The organism is Paenibacillus sp. ACRSA, assembly GCF_022346845.1.
Lineage (GTDB): Bacteria > Bacillota > Bacilli > Paenibacillales > Paenibacillaceae > Paenibacillus.
In genome coordinates this window covers 997,675-1,014,922 of sequence record NZ_JAKRNP010000002.1, presented here as the reverse complement: position 1 = coordinate 1,014,922, position 17,248 = coordinate 997,675, and the positions used below count along the sequence as shown (strand labels likewise).

Here is a 17,248-nt window from a genome sequence, read left to right as displayed (position 1 = left end):
GGTCGCTAATTCCTAAGGAGAGGGGTAAGAACAATGATATTGGAAAATGCAGCGATACCTGCACAAGTGATTAACGCAACGAGCTCTCGTAAAATTTTGGGTATGGGTGGAACATTGATGATGGTCGAGGTGAGCTTTGCGAAAGGTGGAATCGGTGAAGTTCACTCTCACGATCAGCATGAGCAGGTAAGCTATATCGTTAAGGGCAGTTTTGAGGTTCAAGTTGGTGAGGAGATACGCATCCTGAGGGCAGGGGATAGTTTCTATGCTGGCTATAACGTTCCGCATGGGGTTAAAGCACTGGAAGATTCCATCATTCTAGATGTGTTTACCCCTTTTCGTGAGGATTTCATTGAGGAGCCCCAATGAGTGATTTCTTCCTTTCGACTGTTGAACTGCATCAGGCGGCGGACTATTATGAGCGACATTTTCCAGAGGAAGCACGCCATTCGGTGACCATTGCTAATCGTGCAATAATGAATGAATTTATCGTTCCTTATACGAATGATCTCAGTAGATGGATTCCGATGGGGACCCCTGTAGATTGGCTTCATAATCCAACAAATGATCTGGAATTCACCTGGGGCATGAACCGGCATTGGCATATGATTGATTTGGGCAAAGCGTATTTGATGAAAGGCAACCCCCTATATGTGTCCACCTTTATGGCTCACTTTCGAAGCTGGAGAGAGCAGAACCCAGTACCTAACCAATCGCCGTATGAAGAGGCCGTCTTTTTCCAAAAGCCAGGCCCTTGGCGTCTGCTGGAGACTGGACTGCGGGTACAGTCGTGGATATCTGCCTACAAATACATGGAGGATAGTCCACTGCTGGACGCCGACTTTCAGGCAGAATACAGGCAAGGTTTAGAGGAGCACGCCGAATATTTGACACGTTACTTAGGAAGCACAGAGATTAATCATGCCATCATGCACATGCAGGGATTATTCATGATCGCGATCTTTCATCACACCCACCCAAGAGCTGCATATTGGCGGCAGGTAGCGATGGAACGACTGGAGCTGTGTATGCTTCACCAGATCAACTTAGAAGGAATACAAATTGAACTGACGACTCATTATCATAATGCGAGCATTGAAATGTTTGGAACACCGTATTTACTAGGGAAAATAGCGGGTCATCCTTTCTCGGCATGGTATGGTGAAAGTCTACGCAAAATGGGTGCGTTTACCGAAGCTTTAATTCGGCCAGACCATCAATCAACCGGGATCGGTGACTCCGATTGGATCAGTGATGGAAGGCAGCGCTTAACCCTGCTTGGTGCCATTCTGGAGGACGATCATTGGATCGGTCGAGGGGCAGAAAGCTCCGAATGTCTCTGGCTTCTCGGTGCAGATCAGTATGAACGTTGCACTCAACTTCAGGTAGCTAGTACGCCTTCGTTGTCGAGCTGTGCATTCCCACAGACAGGGTACTATGTGATGAGAGACCATCATCAATATCTCTTCTTGGATGCTGCTTCAATGGGCGGAGCACACGGGCATGCAGATGCGCTGAACATGGAGTGGATGTGGGGCAAGCAGCTAATGTTCACAGACACTGGACGTTATACGTACGAAGAAGGGGAATGGCGACACTATTTCAAAAGCACGCGAGCCCATAATACGATTACAGTGGATGGGCTAGATCAGACACCTTACGTATCCACACAGCAATGGGGGGAGCCTGAAGCGGTAGCTACAACATTCCGTTGGGAGAGTAATGACTGCTATCATTTTGTAGATGCGTCGCATGACGGGTATACCCGCCTAGCTGATCCGGTTACACATCGCCGCTGGATTATGTCAGGTGTAGACGTTCCTCTTCTCTTCATCGTGGATTGGCTGGATTCGGCAGAAGAGCATGTGCTAGAGCAACATTTTCACTTGCATCCAGATGCTCGTCTCACATGGCAAGGGGAAGCAGCTGACGAGCGAGTAGCTCAAATGACGTATTCAGAAACGAATACCACGCTCTCTATGCAGTGGATCACAGCAGGTATAGCAGAAGAACATGCATTACAGCTGACTGAGGACACAGGCTGGGTATCCGAAATATACGGCTCTAAACTTGAAACTACCGTCATTCAAGGCAAAGCTACCTTTACAGGTTCAATCGGCATTCTTACGCTATGTTTGCCAGCGGATCAGAAGACCGATCAGGTAACACAGGTAACCGCGTGTAAACTTGAACCTGAGCGGATGCGAATGGAAGTAGCATACAGGCATGGTGACGAAGGTGGGGTTATCGTTATTGATAACGACACTGTGCAATGGACGGCTGAAGAGGATTCCATTCAATCCCCATGATTGAAACGAGTGGAGATAGAACGGTGAGAAGGAGTGGATGTTCACGTAAGTGACATTCACTCCTTCTGCTGCGATCTAACATTTATCTGGTTTTCCGGACTTTTCTCATCCGGGTACTTTTCTTCACCGTTGTTATGATGCTGCGTTCTTTTCGAGGGATGCCTGGTTTCTTATTGCGATACACCCACAATGCGTAAGCCAGAGGTTGAGTGATGGCTTTTAGATAGATTTCACGTTCACCAATACGAGCAAACACTTCACGCGCTGGCTTGGGATTCACCTCAAGCAGATAGATCCGACCACTCTTATCAATCGCTAAGTCTAATGCAAGCTCGCACAGATCCCCATACGTATCTTCTAGAAAGGAAGCTACATCAATGCCGAATTTCTCGGCAGTTGTATGGATCTCAATTCGCTGATCTTCATCCGATATCCATTGCTTCATCAAGCGGTTCATCGCTACCGCCTGCCCCCCGCCATGCAGATTGGACGTTACACTTTTCTCGGCTCCCATTCGTCCAGCACAACCAGTCAGTTCCCACTGCCCCTCGCCGTTCTTTTGAACAAGCATGCGGTAATCATGTACACGCCCGTTGGGAAGCTGAAGCTGGATGCCTTCCTGAACCAGATATTTATCTTTCATATTCCAGTGTTGGAGCAAGGACCCCAGCCGAGACAAGTGCACTTTACGCGGTGTAATAATTCGCCTTTTTTGATCTCGTCCCTGTACCAAGACCATATTGGATTCACTTTTGATTCGTTCAATACGCAGAATGCCACGTCCACCGGTGCCATTAATCGGTTTGAGATAGATGAGAGCAGCACTTTTCAACATGCGATTCACGTCGGACATATCCTGGAACAAGATCGTTTCTGGCAGATGCTCGCGAAAGGCGGGTTTCCCAGACAGTGTCTGATGAATCGTCCACTTGTTGCGTAGTGGCCGATTCAGAAAGAGGAGATGCCCGTATTTTTCACGAAAAGCAAGGAGCTGCTGAAATCTACGATTACGTTGTATCCGACAACGATCGAAGATCATATCGGGGAAAGGACGCCACTCTCTAGACCAACCCTTCTCCGAATGAAAGACCATCGCTTCAATCTGCTTCCCTCCCGGATGTACATCCGCAGGTGTGAACACATATATGTCGAGTCCCCGCTTGCGTCCTTCGAGGATCATCCTGCGATATATGCTCCGTTCTTCTAAGGCTCGGTGTTCGTTTAGGTACAACGTCATGATGCCTAGAACAGGTGAGGACACAAACAATCACCTTCTTTAGCTTTTATTCCTTTCCAGTATGTCTTTCGAATAGATGTTCAAAAGTGTACTTTTTGAACAACCTCTTCCATTAACGTTTGGACTGACGGGCAAGGTAAGCACTGTAGTGGAAAATGCGTTCCAGCGACCTGCGTCTGATCTGTGGTTCATCGAATTTCATAGGCTTTGCATTGGCTTCAAAAAACCAGATCTCGCCGAGATCATCCACCCCAAGATCCATGGACATCTCGCCAAGGGTGTGCCCCGATCCACGTTCGACTTGCCTAGCAATCATCAACGAGGTTGATTTCACCCTCTTCATTAGCGTGGTGCTTAATTCCTCACCGAAGAGCTCAGTCAGCAGTTTTTCGGGATCCTCCACACTGCCTCCGCGAGGGACATGTGTCGTGATGCTGCGGGAACCGGCCAACCTTGCACCGACGCCCGTAACACTCCATTGACCTTTACTATTCTTCTGCACAAGTACCCGTAGATCGAAAGGGCGTTTGCGAGAAGAAGCGAGTTCAATGCCTTGCTGCATAATGTACGGGGTATGACCCGTCTCTCTACGGATGCGAGCCCACAACTTGGCGAGTGTAGCTGTTTTGTATGTGGTGCTTTTTCTAGAACTTTGGACTTTGAGCCGATAAGGGAGCCGATCCTTCTCTTGAAACTTGAGCATCATGATGCCTTTTCCCGCTTTGCCGCTCTCGGGTTTCAAGTATAGATAAGGATAGGATTTGAGCACTGTAGCGAGTGCGGATGCACTGCGCATACGGCGAGTATAAGGTATTAGGTTTTGAGTCGATTTCGACTTCTTGAGCCATTCAAATAGATTCCACTTGTTGAAGAAAAAAGGATTATATAACTCGATCCCGGATTCCATACATTCAGCGATTTTACGTTGAACTGACGGTTTGCGCTCGTCTTCCCGGTTCGGTATGCGATTATACAGGACATGGGGAAGTGGGAAGGACTGAGAAGCCCATTTTCCACTTCCTTTGTTGTAGATGTAGCCCTTGACGGTGGAGCCAGCCACATTTAGATCGCGGACAGTCACGATGTAGACTACATACCCCATACTTTCTCCGGTTTGAATAATGTCTTGAAAATTTTGATGATTTCCCCTGAACATCCGTTGATCATCATGCATCGTCAACACGGCAATGACAGGTTTAAAATCATCGTGAAGGCTCATCAAATGTCGTCCTTCTTCCGGAATTTGCTCAAGTATAGGCAATGTTCCAAGATGTGCTCCACTGATGATTTTCCCTCCACTCGGAGTGAAGGGTGACGGAAAATGGAGCGTCCGGGTTTGGCGTTCGCTTCGAACATCCATACATGTTCCTCCTGATCAATGCCCAGATCAAAGCCAATCTCACCAATCAAATGCTGGTGCTGGGTTTCAATCGCCTGGGCCAGTGTAATAGCGACGGATTTGGCCTGCCCTAGAACTTCTCCCGCGCGGTCACCGAAGTTACGGCTGAGCGCCTGCTCAGGGGTCATTAGAGAGCCGCCGTTTTTGATATGTGTTGTTACGCTACCCCGACCTGCCTTCTTGGCGCCGATCCCGACGACGACCCACTGATTGCTGCCGTTTTTGTGCATGTGAAAACGAAAATCAATCGGGCATTCATCGATTTCAATAAGACGGATTCCCTGCTGAACGACGTAACCACGGAGCTGCTTGCCATGTCTGCCTTGCAACATCCGCATCAAACTGTTGAACGAGCCAAAACGCAATAGTGCATTGCCGCTTTTTTTGCGATAACGTGCGAAATATCCCCGTTTGGGCGAGTAGGTCAAACGATAAATCCCATTGCCGAGACTTCCAGCCGTTGGCTTATAGTAGACAAATTGATGGCGTTCGAGCATTTCTTTCATTTGCTCCACTGACGGATTCGTAATGGATTCAGGAATATAACGCCCTGCGGACGGATCATTCTCCAGCAATTTATAGATATCCGATTTGTTGAAAAAGCTCCAGTTGAAGAAAGGGATTTTCCGGCGGATGAACCGTTCACGCAACTGGTTAATCGCAGGCGAAAAATCGGAACGTCGGCTCGGTAATCGATTATATACAACATCCGGCAAGGGTACAGTTTTGCGTACAAAGCTACCATTTTCATTCAGAAAGTACCCGGATACCGTCTCATTTGTCCAATTGATATCTCGTGGTGTAAAAGCAAAAATATAAGATTTACGACTTCCTTCACGAAGCAATTGCTTGATAAAGCCGGTACGAGAACCGAACGGATTCGTACTGGTCGCTGGGCCGTCAGACAATACACCGATCAGTGGTCCGAGCTGAACCTCATCGTTCTGCAGGTTGCGCAAGTAGATGCTCCCACGTTTGGGGACATTCATCAGATTGCGGATGCCTGAGGCGAGATAGAGGTGTTTACCCGCCTTCTTAATAGGTTTGATCGTAGCAGGTACGCGGTCTCGACCGAATCGCAGATGTATCGTTTTTTTACCAGACAGATTGAGGCTCTTCATTAATGCGTTGGACACATATACCACCTTATCCGGCTGTTGAGTGAAATGCAGATTGCAAAAGGTCAAACTCATGATTTATCCTCCTATCCTGAAAAGATCCTTCGGCTCCATGGCAAGCGGGCGCTGCAGGCCTTAGCCGCCGTGAATCGGGATGGGTTTCAGGCCAGCTTTGCTGGATGTATTCGGCATTTTCATTGTTGGACGGTAGACGTCCGTGAGAACATGTTGTTGCAGCAAATAACGAGCATAGGCAAGTGGTTCGGTATACGTCAGTGTATGCATCTGCGGATTATCCGCCATTGCGAATGCGGATCGACCTGGTTTGGAATTCACTTCGAGCAGCCAGAGACGGCCGTCAGTGTCTGCTCCGAAATCAATGCCAAGTTCAGCCAGCCGACCAAATCGGCTCTCCAGCAGGGGAGGAATTAGAGTAGCCGCCTGCTTGATCCTCTCCAGCAAAATAGCGGTATGAGATGAACCATATCGATCCATCAGATAAGAATGCACAGGATGTGCTGTACCTCCACCATGTAAATTAGAAGTGAGTGATCCTTCGATACCTTCTCGCACCATACATCCGGTCAGGGACCATTGCCCTTGACTGCTTTTTTGTACTAGGGCTCGAATATCGAATGGATGCCCGTGATGGCTTAGATTAAGGTAAGGCTGCATAATCATGCTGTGGCGGGTCATAGATGATTCGACCCAGTCATGTACCGATTGATACGTATACAGTGAATAGCTAAACCTCTCATTGTGGGAGTCTCGACCATCTACGATCCAAGAATGGTCTGCTTCTGAAACGAGTCGGAAGGTATCCCGTCCGTGAGTTCCAGCCACCGGCTTAAAGAACAGTCCTGATGGCCAGCGCTCTAACCAAGGCTTCCACTTCACACCGGGTTGTAGGAGGAGCGTGGGCGTGAGTAAGGAACGCAGCGCCGGTTCGTGGGATAACGCCCGATGCACCTTCCATTTGCCAGGTAGCGAAGTTGACCAGTAACGCGGTCGATGTCCACTAGTTGACCACACAAAATGGTGAAGCTGTTGTCGTATTTGTTTGGGGATAGGTCGCAAGCAGCGATCCATCAGCAGATGGACCTCGGGAATAGGAGCTTTCTTCCATACTCCGTGCCGGTACACATATCCATGTTTAGGCAGTGTGCGTGTCACCTCGCTCGATATGACGAGAACGAATATATTGAGATTAAACTTCGGGCTTTCCAAACTAAGACGCCGGCAGAAGAGTTCATCTGCGAAGGGAGAGGTTGCTTCCTCGCCACGAACCAGTATCGCCATGGTTTTGGGCGGATGCCATGGGAACATTGCTCTACACCTCCTGTTCTAGATGACTCTTCAGAATCCAGCGAGATAGCTTGAATATTCCAACATCGCTTTGACCGAAGGTCGGATTTTGCTCTCGCTTAGCGGTGTATTATCATTTTTGGATGGCTTTGAATTGACTTCCAGTAGCCACACACGTCCTGTGGTGTCGAGGGCTAGGTCAATCCCGAGTTCACCAAAATGAGCGGGAATCGCTTGCTCAATGCCTTTTGCAATATCAAGTGCAGCCGTGTGCAGCCCAGCGTAAGCTGAAGCTTTGGCTGCACTGGACAATGCCGTTTTGGCGACAGCTTCCTTGACGGTGCTTAGACTTCCGCCTCTTGCGAGATTGGAGACATAGTGACTTCCACCAGCAATGCGGGCAACGATGGAAGTGACACTCCATTTGCCAACTTTGTTTTTCTGCACCAGAGCACGGAAGTCTACAGGTCTGCCGCTATTATCGATCAAGGTCAGCCCCTGCTGAATCTGGTAACGAGTTGTTTTCATTTTTCCAGACAGACTGGCATACAGTTTATCCAATGAAGTATAGGTTTGCTTACGAGTGCCTCCAACGCTTGTAGCTAGAGTGAGGAAGCTGCCATCGTTCTGGCGGGATACTCGAATGATCCCTTTGCCCAGAGAGCCGCGAACAGGCTTAAGGAAAACGACGGGATATCGGTTGCACATCGCTTTAAGCATGGAAGAAGTTTTGAGCAGATGAGATTCCGGCATCACTTTTTTGAGCGTTGTGATGGACTTCAAAGCATCGAACACTTCATTTTTGTCCAGAAATTTTTCATTAAAGGTTTGTGTACCGTAGAGCGATTTTACTTCTTTCATGAAATGCTGTACGCTAGGTTTGTTCTCAAGCTTACGGGACGTCAGCCGGTTATTGACGACATCTGCTACAGGCAGAACGGTCTTTTTCCAGCCGTCATCGTACACCCAGCCTCGCATTTGACCCTTGATCGTTCCAATATCCTCTGGCGTAAAGAAGGATACATAGGCGCCTTGCTTCCGGCAGGCGTTCACCAGTTCATGACAGAACATCGTGATGGAGCCGAAGGGTCGATCAGGCTGATCGGGGTAATCCTGGCTAACCAACACACTGATGAAGGGACCAAGGCGCAGCGTGCGACTGGCGGAACGATAAGATACGCTAAGCACAGAGCGGGGTACAAGGCCAGTTTGGCTGGCTACCGTCTGATTGATGCGTAGACCGTCATAGCGAGGAACCGGGATGACGGTAACTTCACGGTGGAAAGAGCCAAATTGTAACTGAAGCGGCCTTCCCGAAGGGATCTTTAATGCTTTGAGTACCCCTTCGCCCAGCATGATGACGTCGTCCTGCAGGATGCCCGAGCCGGTAACCTGAATCGTTACTTTTTTTTTGGACATCACGGATCTCCTTCCGGGCGGCAACTTGATGTCTGATCTCGAAATTAAAGCGGCATCTGAAAACATGGCATGTGCTTCATCATATGAGGACATATATCCCTTGGTGATTGACCCATTTGGATTAAATACATTTCCTTCGGGCCAGGTGATGGAGGGCTTGTTTTGACTTGCCTTGTTTGACAGTAGTTATTTACGTGTATTAACACGGATGAACGTTGCGATGAGAATGTGATGAACAAATGAACAACAACTCATATCCGAGGAGGAATTATAGTGAACATTTATGACAAAGCCAATGATTTGGCGAAAGCCCTGAGAGAAAGTAACGAGGTAGAGGAAATTACCTCTGCAATGAAATTGATCGAAGCTGACCCAGAAGCAAAACGTATGTTAGATGGCTTCCGTGACCAACAAATGGAGCTGCAACAACGTATGATGAGCGGGGATATGCCTGCACCAGAAGAGATGGAGAAAATGGAAAAGCTGTTTGAGGTGCTAAGCCTTAACCTGAACATCCGTCGTCTATTTGATGCTGAGCGTCGTCTGAGTGTCATCATTGAAGATGTGAACAAAATTATCGCTGATAGTCTTGGTCACTTGTATGGTGGCTCAGAAGCATAAGTGATCTAGCCGCTCCACACGCGCGTATACACGTCAAGTTATGACTATACGAATGTATCCTAACGATTTGTCCAAACCTTTCATATTACAGCAATCCGGTTCATAGACTAGACATATAGAGTCGATCAAGAACGAAGGAGCTGTGAATAGTGAAAAGATTGAAAAAAGCAAAACATGTGATCTATCTCTTAGTTGCCTTGTCTATGCTAATTATTGCATTACCGCGAATTTCCTTCGCAGGTGGAATGGACTGGGTGAACATTTTTGGTATCGTGTGGGTGCTATTCTCCATGTTAATCATCGGTGCTCACTTACATTTCATTCTTGGTGTAGATGAAGAGAAGAAGCGTGCTCTTGAAGCGATTAGACGCGCCAAGTTGCGGCAATGGGAAATGAAGCTGTTGGACAAGCAGGAACAGAGTAAATCGGTGTAGAGATTGTTCAAAAAGCCCGTAATGGATCAAGCATGGTTAGGTGCGTAGTGGACGAGTTGGAGCTATTGTAGAAAGACCGTATTCTCTTCTGACGTGAGGAGATGCGGTCTTTTTTGGCGATCTTTTTTTGAGATAAATGAAGGTGTTCATGATCTATTAAAGCGGTTGGTTACATACGGAGACACGATGGGGTTATTTTCCTTTGCTCGTGTTATAATAGATACAGAATAGTACAGATGCATCTTCGGGGGTGGTACAGTTTGGACGGACAAGAAGAGAATGTAACGAAGCATGAACAACTACTACAGCATATCGAACAGTTGAAGGTTGGCAGTAAAATATCCGTTCGTGGATTAGCACGAGAACTTGGGGTAAGTGAAGGTACAGCATACCGTGCGGTTAAAGAGGCAGAGAACTTTGGGATGGTCGTGACAAAGGAAAGAATCGGAACGGTTCGAATTGAGAAGAGACCTCGGGGCATGACAGAGCAGCTTACTTTTGCCGATGTGGTCACGATTGTAGAAGGACATGTGCTCGGCGGCAGTGACGGACTTGCCAAACCGCTCCATAAATACGTGATCGGTGCGATGAAAGAGCAAGCGATGGCTCGTTATATTGATGCAGGAAGTTTGTTGATTGTTGGTAACCGTGATAATGCACACTCGCTTGCCCTTGAGCAGGGAGCTGGTGTATTGATTACTGGGGGCTTTGGAACAAGTCGAGAGGTGCGTTTGCTGGCTGATGAACTTGGGCTACCCATTATCTCTTCCAGACATGATACATTCACTGTGGCCTCTATGATCAACCGAGCGATCTTTGACCGACTGATTAAGAAAAAAATCATGCTGGTTGAGGATATCATCGGTCAGAAACCACGACTTCAGGTGCTTAAGGTGACCAGTTTTGCGTCTGATTTCCACAAGCTGGTCGCAGAGACAGGAGAACATCGCTTTCCTGTGGTGGATGAATGGAACCGTGTTATTGGGATTGTGAGTCTCAAAGATGTGAGTGAATTGAAAGAAGATCAGAGCATAGAGAAATGTGTAGTACGCCGGCCAGTTACAGCCTCACTGCAGACCTCTCTCGCTTCGGCTGCTCAGATTATGACCTGGGAGGGAATTGATTTCCTGCCCATCGTGGATCGGAACCGTAAATTAATTGCTTCCGTGACACGCAAAGAAGTCCTTCAGGCGATGCGGGATGCTCAGAAGCAACCCCAGCTCGGAGAGACCTTTGATCATCTGATCTGGAACGGATTCGCCGAAGAACGCGGAGAGCAGAATGAACTGATGTTTCATGGATTTATTATTCCGCAGATGGCGACAGATCTTGGAACGATCTCAGAAGGGGTTCTCCTTAACATCATGACACAAGCCGGACGCCGTGCTGCATGGGACGTGACGGGTAATGACCATGTTGTGGATAATGTGACTACCTATTTCGTCAGACCCGTGCAGATCGAAGATCAGATTCTGGTTCGTCCGATTATTTTGGAGACAAGCCGCCGTACCTGCAAAATGGACATTGTAATTACACGTGAAGGAAGTGTAGTATGCAAAGCGGTCATGACCTTACAATCCATTGATCATGCGTAGTAGCGTCGTGGTCACTATTATTGGGTGTAATTCCAAAAGAGGATACCTCCTCATCGTTTACGTCAACCGTTATGGAGTGCGCGGGCAAACATGTATTCGATGTAGGCAGAGATCCTCTTTTTGTTAACCTAACACATGGAAAGACAGGGTAAGTTACAATTAAACGGATGGGCTGGATGGATGAGGTGATCTGCCTTCTGCCTGTTGCTGCAGTCGAGCATAATGACTACGGTTACGTAAACCAGCAAACAGATTGTATGCACCCACTAGCAAAAAAAACGCTTCCACAACGATGGATAATGTTGAGCCACTAAAGACAAACATGAGGATTAGAGCCAGTACAATGAGCATTGCACCCATCCAGATGTTTGTCCAGGAACGATACACACCTGTGGTAGCAGGATGTGTACTTCGATGGGAACGAATACTATTTACGGCGGCACAGACCAGGGTCAATGTGAAGATGGCGATAAGGCTGTACTTGAGTACTTCAATAAACACGAATACCAGGCTCCTTTTCTGGAAAGCATTTACTGCCCTTATTGTACCATGTCATTTGCAGACAAGGGCAGTTTTTTTGCTGTGGTATTCTTGAAACTACATTCGTGAAACTAGAATGTGTGGGTTACGTTGGGACATGTTGACGAATCTGCACCCAGACTTGTAGCACACCTTCCATCACTAGCATCGTTTTTACTTGAACGGTATAATCCTTCTCTCGAACCGTATAAACCTTTTGATTTAACATAATCCGGGTCATTTTACTATATTCGTCGATGTTGAAAACATCTCGTCCGCGAAGCGCCTCCAGTTCATCGCCGAGCTTTTGCAGTAATATTTTTAATGAAGCCTCGTCTGGCCCCTTGTCAGAATCCTCTGCTCGGACTTTAATTTCTTTGATGACCGTTTGGCGTTTACTATATTTCTTCAGCGTTTTGATATCTTTTTCATTCTGATGAAGTTGCAGCTGTAATTCCTGATTGTTCAGCCACAAGGTGTTGTAACTCAGGTGGAATATCCCATTGTAAACAATGGCTCCTGCAATCATACCAAGGACAAATACAGCGGTCATGCGCATTAATGGACGGTAGTTGGAGAACGGCGGAATTCTCATGAACCTTGACCTGTGACCATATCAGCCACGTCCGCCGCCGCAGACCCATTTCACAAGTTCGGTTCCCATATGAGCGCCCATGAAGGCTGAGATGAGATACAAGATTTGTTTGACTGCTGGGGATAGATTACCGTCAAAGAAATTACTTTCGATGACACGCATGGGATCAATCGTACCTCCGACTGCCGCTGCAAGCGCCCATATTTTTATTTTGCCTGAAATATCTAGCATCGTCTGTGTAGGCGGCTGAAGAGAAATGACAGCTCCAATCCCTCCAATCATGGCACCGCCAAGTACGATCCCAAATGCGATAAAAAAATCAAGAATAGCTTTGGACAAAAATGTGCTCATCTAGCAACACTCCTTCTCAGACCCAGTACACGTCCCCAAATCCGAGTTCGAATAGGAGGGCGGCTTGTACTTCTATTGTATGGGCGTGCCCCCAGACGTTATGATAAAATAGAATAATAAAGTATTTAGTCCATATCGAATAATTAACAATTCATAGAAAAGGTAGAGGACAGAAATAACTGTTTCATTATATAAGTTATTGCCTACTGCAATAATAGAGGCGAAAGGAAGAAAAAACATGAGTTCTTTTGTGCATTTGCATGTTCACAGTGAGTATAGTCTGCTGGACGGCGCTGCGCGTATTTCGGATCTCGTGGACAGAGCTGCAGATCTCGGAATGACATCACTTGCGCTAACCGATCACGGCGTGATGTATGGCGCTATTCCTTTTTATAAAGCGTGCGTAGCACGGGGTATTAAGCCGATTATCGGATGTGAGGCGTATATGACTGCGGGCTCTCGCAAAGAGCGGGGAAGTCGTAAGGATCAGCCGATTCATCATTTAATTTTGCTGGCGAAGAATATGACTGGTTACCGTAATCTGATGAAGCTATGTTCGATCGGTCATTTGGAAGGTTTTCATTATAAGCCACGTATTGATATGGAGAGCTTGCAAGAACACCACGAGGGCATCATCTGTTTAAGTGCGTGTCTGGGTGGAGAGGTTCCACAGCATTTGCTGCACGGACGAGAAGAGGAAGCACGGCGCGCGGCGCTACGTTACAAGAACATTTTCGGAGAAGACTTCTATCTTGAACTTCAGGATCATGGCCTCTCAGAGCAAAAACGTGTCAATCCACAGCTGATGAAATTAGCTGCTGAGCTGGAAATTCCGCTCGTTGTGACGAATGATGCTCACTATCTGTTAGAAGAGGATGCGGAGCTTCAGGATGTGCTAATCTGCATCGGGACAGGTAAAACTGTTGATGATGAAACCCGGCTGCGGATTGGAACGAACCAGTTGTACCTGAAAAGTGGGGAAGACATGGCGCGTTTGTTCCCTCATGTGCCTGAAGCTATAGCCAATACCGTTCGCATTGCGGATTCTTGTGAATTGGAGCTGGAGTTTGGCAAATCGATTTTGCCTGAATATAGACCACTCCCAGAAGGACAGAGCCCATCTACGTATCTGCGTCAATTGTGCGAGGTAGGTATGGAAGAACGGTATAGCAACACAGTGCGGTGGACGGACAAGGAGCAGCGTTCAGAGCTGGAGCAGCGATTGGAGTATGAGCTTCGGGTGATTGATAGCATGGGATTCTCTGATTATTTCCTTATCGTATGGGACTTTATCGCTTATGCTCACAGTCAGAACATCGTGACCGGGCCCGGTCGGGGTTCGTCCGCAGGCAGTATCGTGGCCTACACGCTGAAAATTACGGATGTTGATCCTATGAAGTACAACCTGCTCTTCGAGCGGTTTCTGAATCCTGAACGGATCTCCATGCCCGATATCGATATTGACTTCAGTGATGAACGTCGGGATGAAGTCATTGATTATGTTGCGGACAAGTATGGAAAAGCACATGTAGCGCAGATTATTACCTTTGGTACAATGGCTGCTCGTGCAGCAGTACGTGATGTTGGACGTGCACTCAACGTGCCATATGGCGAAGTAGATAAAGCCGCGAAGTTGATTCCGGCTCAGCTAGGCATCAACATTCAGCGGGCGATGGAAACGACGCCTGAATTGATGACGTTGTATGAGACTAAACCGAAAACACGAGAGCTATTGGATATGGCGATGAAGGTAGAAGGAATGCCTCGTCATGCCTCCACACACGCAGCCGGAGTGGTCATCTCTCGTGATCCGCTGACAGACGCTGTTCCGCTGCAAGAAGGCAGTGAGGGCACTGCTCTGACGCAATATTCTATGGAGAATTTAGAGGCCATCGGATTGCTCAAAATGGACTTTCTCGGATTACGTACCCTTTCTATTATTGAGCGTTGTCTTCGTTGGATTGGGGAGCATGGAGAGGTGCCAGATTTCCGCCATATCCCAGACGATGATGCACAGACGTATGAGATGCTGGGGCGCGGCGATACGATGGGTATATTCCAATTAGAGTCTGCGGGAATTCGGCGTGTCATGAAAGACATGAAACCAAGCGTATTCGAGGATATCATCTCCGTGCTGGCTCTGTATCGTCCAGGCCCAATGGAGTTTATATCCAAATATATTCAGGGTAAGCACGGTCAAATTGAGGTGGATTATCCGCATACCGACCTAGAGCCCATCCTGAAAGATACTTACGGTATTATCGTCTATCAGGAGCAAATCATGCAGATTGCTTCGCGGATGGCAGGTTTCTCACTGGGTGAAGCCGACTTGCTACGCAGAGCTGTTTCGAAGAAAAAACGGGAAGTGCTGGATCTGGAGCGTGGACACTTTGTTCAGGGTAGCCTGAAACAGGGATATAGTGAAGCAGAGGCAGATTTGGTCTACGATATGATTGTCAAATTTGCAAACTACGGTTTCCCTCGTGCCCATGCCGCCGCTTATGGTGTACTGGCTTTCCAAACGGCGTATCTCAAAGCCCATTATCCCGTTCATTTTATGGCATCCATGCTGACGGCTGTAATGGGTAGCCACCGGAAAGTTGCAGAGTATGTCGTGGAGTGTCGCCGGATGGAGATTGAGGTATTAGCGCCGGATGTGAACGAGAGTGGTATTTTGTTTACACCGGTGTTTACTGCTACTACATCTTCTAATCAGCAGGAAAGTCATGCTACAACTCAAACTGATGAGAACACGCAAGAAAAAGCTACAAACGGTCATGATGATGGCTATGACCATGCACACTACGGTGATGCGCCTCTGCCAGATGATCCTGGGCCTGAGCTCGGAGAAGAGGGTGCTGGTTATGAGTGGCAGACATCGACTGCCATAACCGAACCTTCTGCGAAGCCCGAAGGTATGGGCATTGTCACAGCTGCTACAGCAGGGTATTCGAGCGATGAAGAGAACTCAGCTTCACAACCAGCAGCTTCCTTCACAGCCGCAGGAACAGCAGCGGAACTGGACGAGGAAGCACAGACGCCTACAACGTCAGGTGCCATTCGCTTTGGCCTTGCTGCAGTCAAAAACGTAGGTACCCAAGCGATGGAAAGTATCATGATTGTGCGTAAGGAACGCCCTTTTGACAGCTTGCTCGATTTTTGTCGACGTGTTGATCTGCGGGTGTGTAATAAACGGGTAATTGAATCGCTGATTCAAGCGGGAGCTTTTGATTCATTGCCTGGTCATCGAGCACAGTTACTTGCAATGCTGGACGAAACGGTGGAGGCGGCGCTGAAATGGCGTAAGGAACGTGAGGACTTACAGATTCAATTGTTTGATTTTGTGGAGACACCGAATTGGGAGATTGAATATCCGGAAATTCCACCGTTTTCTGCAAGTCAGCAGTTGGAGCTAGAGCGCGAATTGCTCGGTCTGTATCTCTCTGGACATCCGCTGGATGATTTTGAAAAAATACTTGAATCCAGCGGTGCAGATCGGATTATGGAACTGACCGAGGCGGCCGATGATACGATGGCGGTTGCGGCGGGCATGGTTGTCTCTGTGAAGTCGATTACGACGAAACAGGGGAAAGCGATGGCGTTCATGGAGCTCGAAGACCAGATTGAACGCTGTGAAGTGGTTCTCTTTCCCGAAGTATGGCGGCGAAGCCAGCAGGTGATCGGGAAAGGTGAACTGCTCGTCGTGCGCGCCAAGGTGCAGCAGCAGGACGAAGGGTTTAAGCTGCTGGCTGAGGAGGTGGCGTCGCTTACACCGACGGCACTGGAACAGCAGCTACGCAGTCGCGAACGGCGCGCGAAGCCCGGCAGCGCTTCACGCTCAGCGGCTGCGCCGAAGCAGCCGGCTGGTGCGGGTGTTGGAGCCGGAGCGCAACCTAGCAGCGTAGGCTCTGCAGCAGTGCGCGGTAGCGATGCTGCAAGGGGTGATACAGCCGGGGCGAGAAGCGCTCCGATTGAACGCCCCGGTGCAGGCAGTGCGGAGCCGACTCGTCGGCCTCAGGCGGTGGAGCAGCGAGTATTTGTGAAGATTAGCCCTCAGGCGGAGACGCCCGAGCTGCTTGCGCGGTTGAAGCAGCTTCTAGAGCAGCATCCGGGGCCTGTAGCCACTGTGCTCTTCTATGAGCAGCAGCAGAAGCTGCTTGCACTGAGTGACGGCTATCGGATCAAGCCTTCTCCAACCCTCTTTGCCCAAATGGAGAACATGCTTGGTGAAGGAACCGTCAAAATTAAATAGGTTCAGCAGACAACTTGTCTGTCTTCATAAGATAAGTAGGACCTGTTCGGTGACAACCGGACAGGTTTTTGTGTTTTATTTATTAATTATTACC

The 17,248-nt window shown here is 48.2% G+C and carries 14 protein-coding genes; 6 read left to right on the top strand and 8 right to left on the bottom strand.

Annotated features, from left to right (window positions below; all coding sequences use genetic code 11):
- Positions 1-33 precede the first annotated feature (33 nt).
- Positions 34-369: a cupin domain-containing protein gene (locus MH215_RS09520; protein WP_239289837.1), complete on the top strand. Its 336-nt coding sequence runs from the start codon at positions 34-36 to the stop codon at positions 367-369.
- Positions 366-2,309: an alginate lyase family protein gene (locus MH215_RS09515; protein WP_239289835.1), complete on the top strand. Its 1,944-nt coding sequence runs from the start codon at positions 366-368 to the stop codon at positions 2,307-2,309. Before MH215_RS09520 ends, MH215_RS09515 begins: the two co-directional genes overlap by 4 nt.
- 82 nt (positions 2,310-2,391) lie before the next feature.
- On the opposite strand, the gene MH215_RS09510 is transcribed toward MH215_RS09515, so the two are convergent.
- The 5 genes from MH215_RS09510 to MH215_RS09490 form a co-directional block, all read right to left on the bottom strand.
- Entirely contained in the window at positions 2,392-3,570 is a 1,179-nt protein-coding gene (locus MH215_RS09510; RefSeq protein ID WP_239289833.1) for a YheC/YheD family endospore coat-associated protein, read from the bottom strand.
- An 88-nt stretch (positions 3,571-3,658) separates the two neighbouring features.
- Positions 3,659-4,765 carry a YheC/YheD family endospore coat-associated protein gene (locus MH215_RS09505; protein WP_239289831.1) on the bottom strand — a complete coding sequence of 369 codons (1,107 nt, stop codon included), beginning with the start codon at positions 4,763-4,765 and terminating at the stop codon, positions 3,659-3,661.
- The gene (locus MH215_RS09500) at positions 4,765-6,138 is read right to left on the bottom strand and encodes a YheC/YheD family endospore coat-associated protein (protein ID WP_056698268.1); all 1,374 of its coding nucleotides are present in this window, start codon (positions 6,136-6,138) and stop codon (positions 4,765-4,767) included. Before MH215_RS09500 ends, MH215_RS09505 begins: the two co-directional genes overlap by 1 nt.
- Positions 6,139-6,198: 60 nt before the next feature.
- Complete coding sequence (locus MH215_RS09495) at positions 6,199-7,389, bottom strand: YheC/YheD family endospore coat-associated protein (protein ID WP_239289830.1); 1,191 nt, start codon at positions 7,387-7,389, stop codon at positions 6,199-6,201.
- Between the two features lie 30 nt (positions 7,390-7,419).
- A complete protein-coding gene (locus MH215_RS09490; protein WP_239289829.1) occupies positions 7,420-8,787 on the bottom strand; it encodes a YheC/YheD family endospore coat-associated protein in 1,368 nt (455 codons plus the stop codon).
- Positions 8,788-9,060: 273 nt separating this feature from the next.
- Here MH215_RS09490 and MH215_RS09485 point away from each other — a divergent pair, with 273 nt between their 5' ends.
- The 3 genes from MH215_RS09485 to MH215_RS09475 all read left to right on the top strand — a co-directional run bounded on the left by MH215_RS09485 (position 9,061) and on the right by MH215_RS09475 (position 11,437).
- Positions 9,061-9,408, top strand: coding sequence for a YlbF/YmcA family competence regulator (locus MH215_RS09485; protein ID WP_145047816.1), 348 nt, complete (start codon positions 9,061-9,063; stop codon positions 9,406-9,408).
- A gap of 149 nt (positions 9,409-9,557) precedes the next feature.
- Positions 9,558-9,842, top strand: a complete 285-nt coding sequence (locus MH215_RS09480) for a hypothetical protein (RefSeq protein WP_239289828.1) — start codon at positions 9,558-9,560, stop codon at positions 9,840-9,842.
- 260 nt (positions 9,843-10,102) lie between these two features.
- A complete protein-coding gene (locus MH215_RS09475) occupies positions 10,103-11,437 on the top strand; it encodes a DRTGG domain-containing protein (RefSeq protein ID WP_239289827.1) in 1,335 nt (444 codons plus the stop codon).
- A 159-nt stretch (positions 11,438-11,596) separates the two neighbouring features.
- Here the strand turns inward: MH215_RS09475 and MH215_RS09470 are convergent, their stop codons facing one another.
- From MH215_RS09470 to MH215_RS09460, 3 genes are all read right to left on the bottom strand, one after another.
- Positions 11,597-11,938, bottom strand: a complete 342-nt coding sequence (locus MH215_RS09470; protein ID WP_239289826.1) for a YtpI family protein — start codon at positions 11,936-11,938, stop codon at positions 11,597-11,599.
- A 124-nt stretch (positions 11,939-12,062) separates the two neighbouring features.
- Complete coding sequence (locus tag MH215_RS09465; protein ID WP_239289825.1) at positions 12,063-12,551, bottom strand: cytochrome b-c1 complex subunit 9; 489 nt, start codon at positions 12,549-12,551, stop codon at positions 12,063-12,065.
- A gap of 21 nt (positions 12,552-12,572) precedes the next feature.
- Positions 12,573-12,902: a YtrH family sporulation protein gene (locus MH215_RS09460; protein WP_056698247.1), complete on the bottom strand. Its 330-nt coding sequence runs from the start codon at positions 12,900-12,902 to the stop codon at positions 12,573-12,575.
- 238 nt (positions 12,903-13,140) lie between these two features.
- Between MH215_RS09460 and MH215_RS09455 the strand changes: the two genes are divergently transcribed.
- On the top strand, positions 13,141-17,154 hold the full coding sequence (locus MH215_RS09455; RefSeq protein WP_239289824.1) for a DNA polymerase III subunit alpha: 4,014 nt from the start codon (positions 13,141-13,143) through the stop codon (positions 17,152-17,154).
- Positions 17,155-17,248 lie beyond the last annotated feature (94 nt).

Bases quoted from the DNA above. Each gene is read 5' to 3' on its own strand.
- MH215_RS09495 (WP_239289830.1), bottom strand. From the start codon at position 7,389: ATGTTCCCATGGCATCCGCCCAAAACCATGGCGATACTGGTTCGTGGC.
- MH215_RS09500 (WP_056698268.1), bottom strand. From the start codon at position 6,138: ATGAGTTTGACCTTTTGCAATCTGCATTTCACTCAACAGCCGGATAAG.
- MH215_RS09490 (WP_239289829.1), bottom strand. From the start codon at position 8,787: ATGTCCAAAAAAAAAGTAACGATTCAGGTTACCGGCTCGGGCATCCTG.
- MH215_RS09455 (WP_239289824.1), top strand. From the start codon at position 13,141: ATGAGTTCTTTTGTGCATTTGCATGTTCACAGTGAGTATAGTCTGCTG.
- MH215_RS09505 (WP_239289831.1), bottom strand. From the start codon at position 4,765: ATGAGCCTTCACGATGATTTTAAACCTGTCATTGCCGTGTTGACGATG.
- MH215_RS09465 (WP_239289825.1), bottom strand. From the start codon at position 12,551: ATGAGAATTCCGCCGTTCTCCAACTACCGTCCATTAATGCGCATGACC.
- MH215_RS09515 (WP_239289835.1), top strand. From the start codon at position 366: ATGAGTGATTTCTTCCTTTCGACTGTTGAACTGCATCAGGCGGCGGAC.
- MH215_RS09460 (WP_056698247.1), bottom strand. From the start codon at position 12,902: ATGAGCACATTTTTGTCCAAAGCTATTCTTGATTTTTTTATCGCATTT.
- MH215_RS09520 (WP_239289837.1), top strand. From the start codon at position 34: ATGATATTGGAAAATGCAGCGATACCTGCACAAGTGATTAACGCAACG.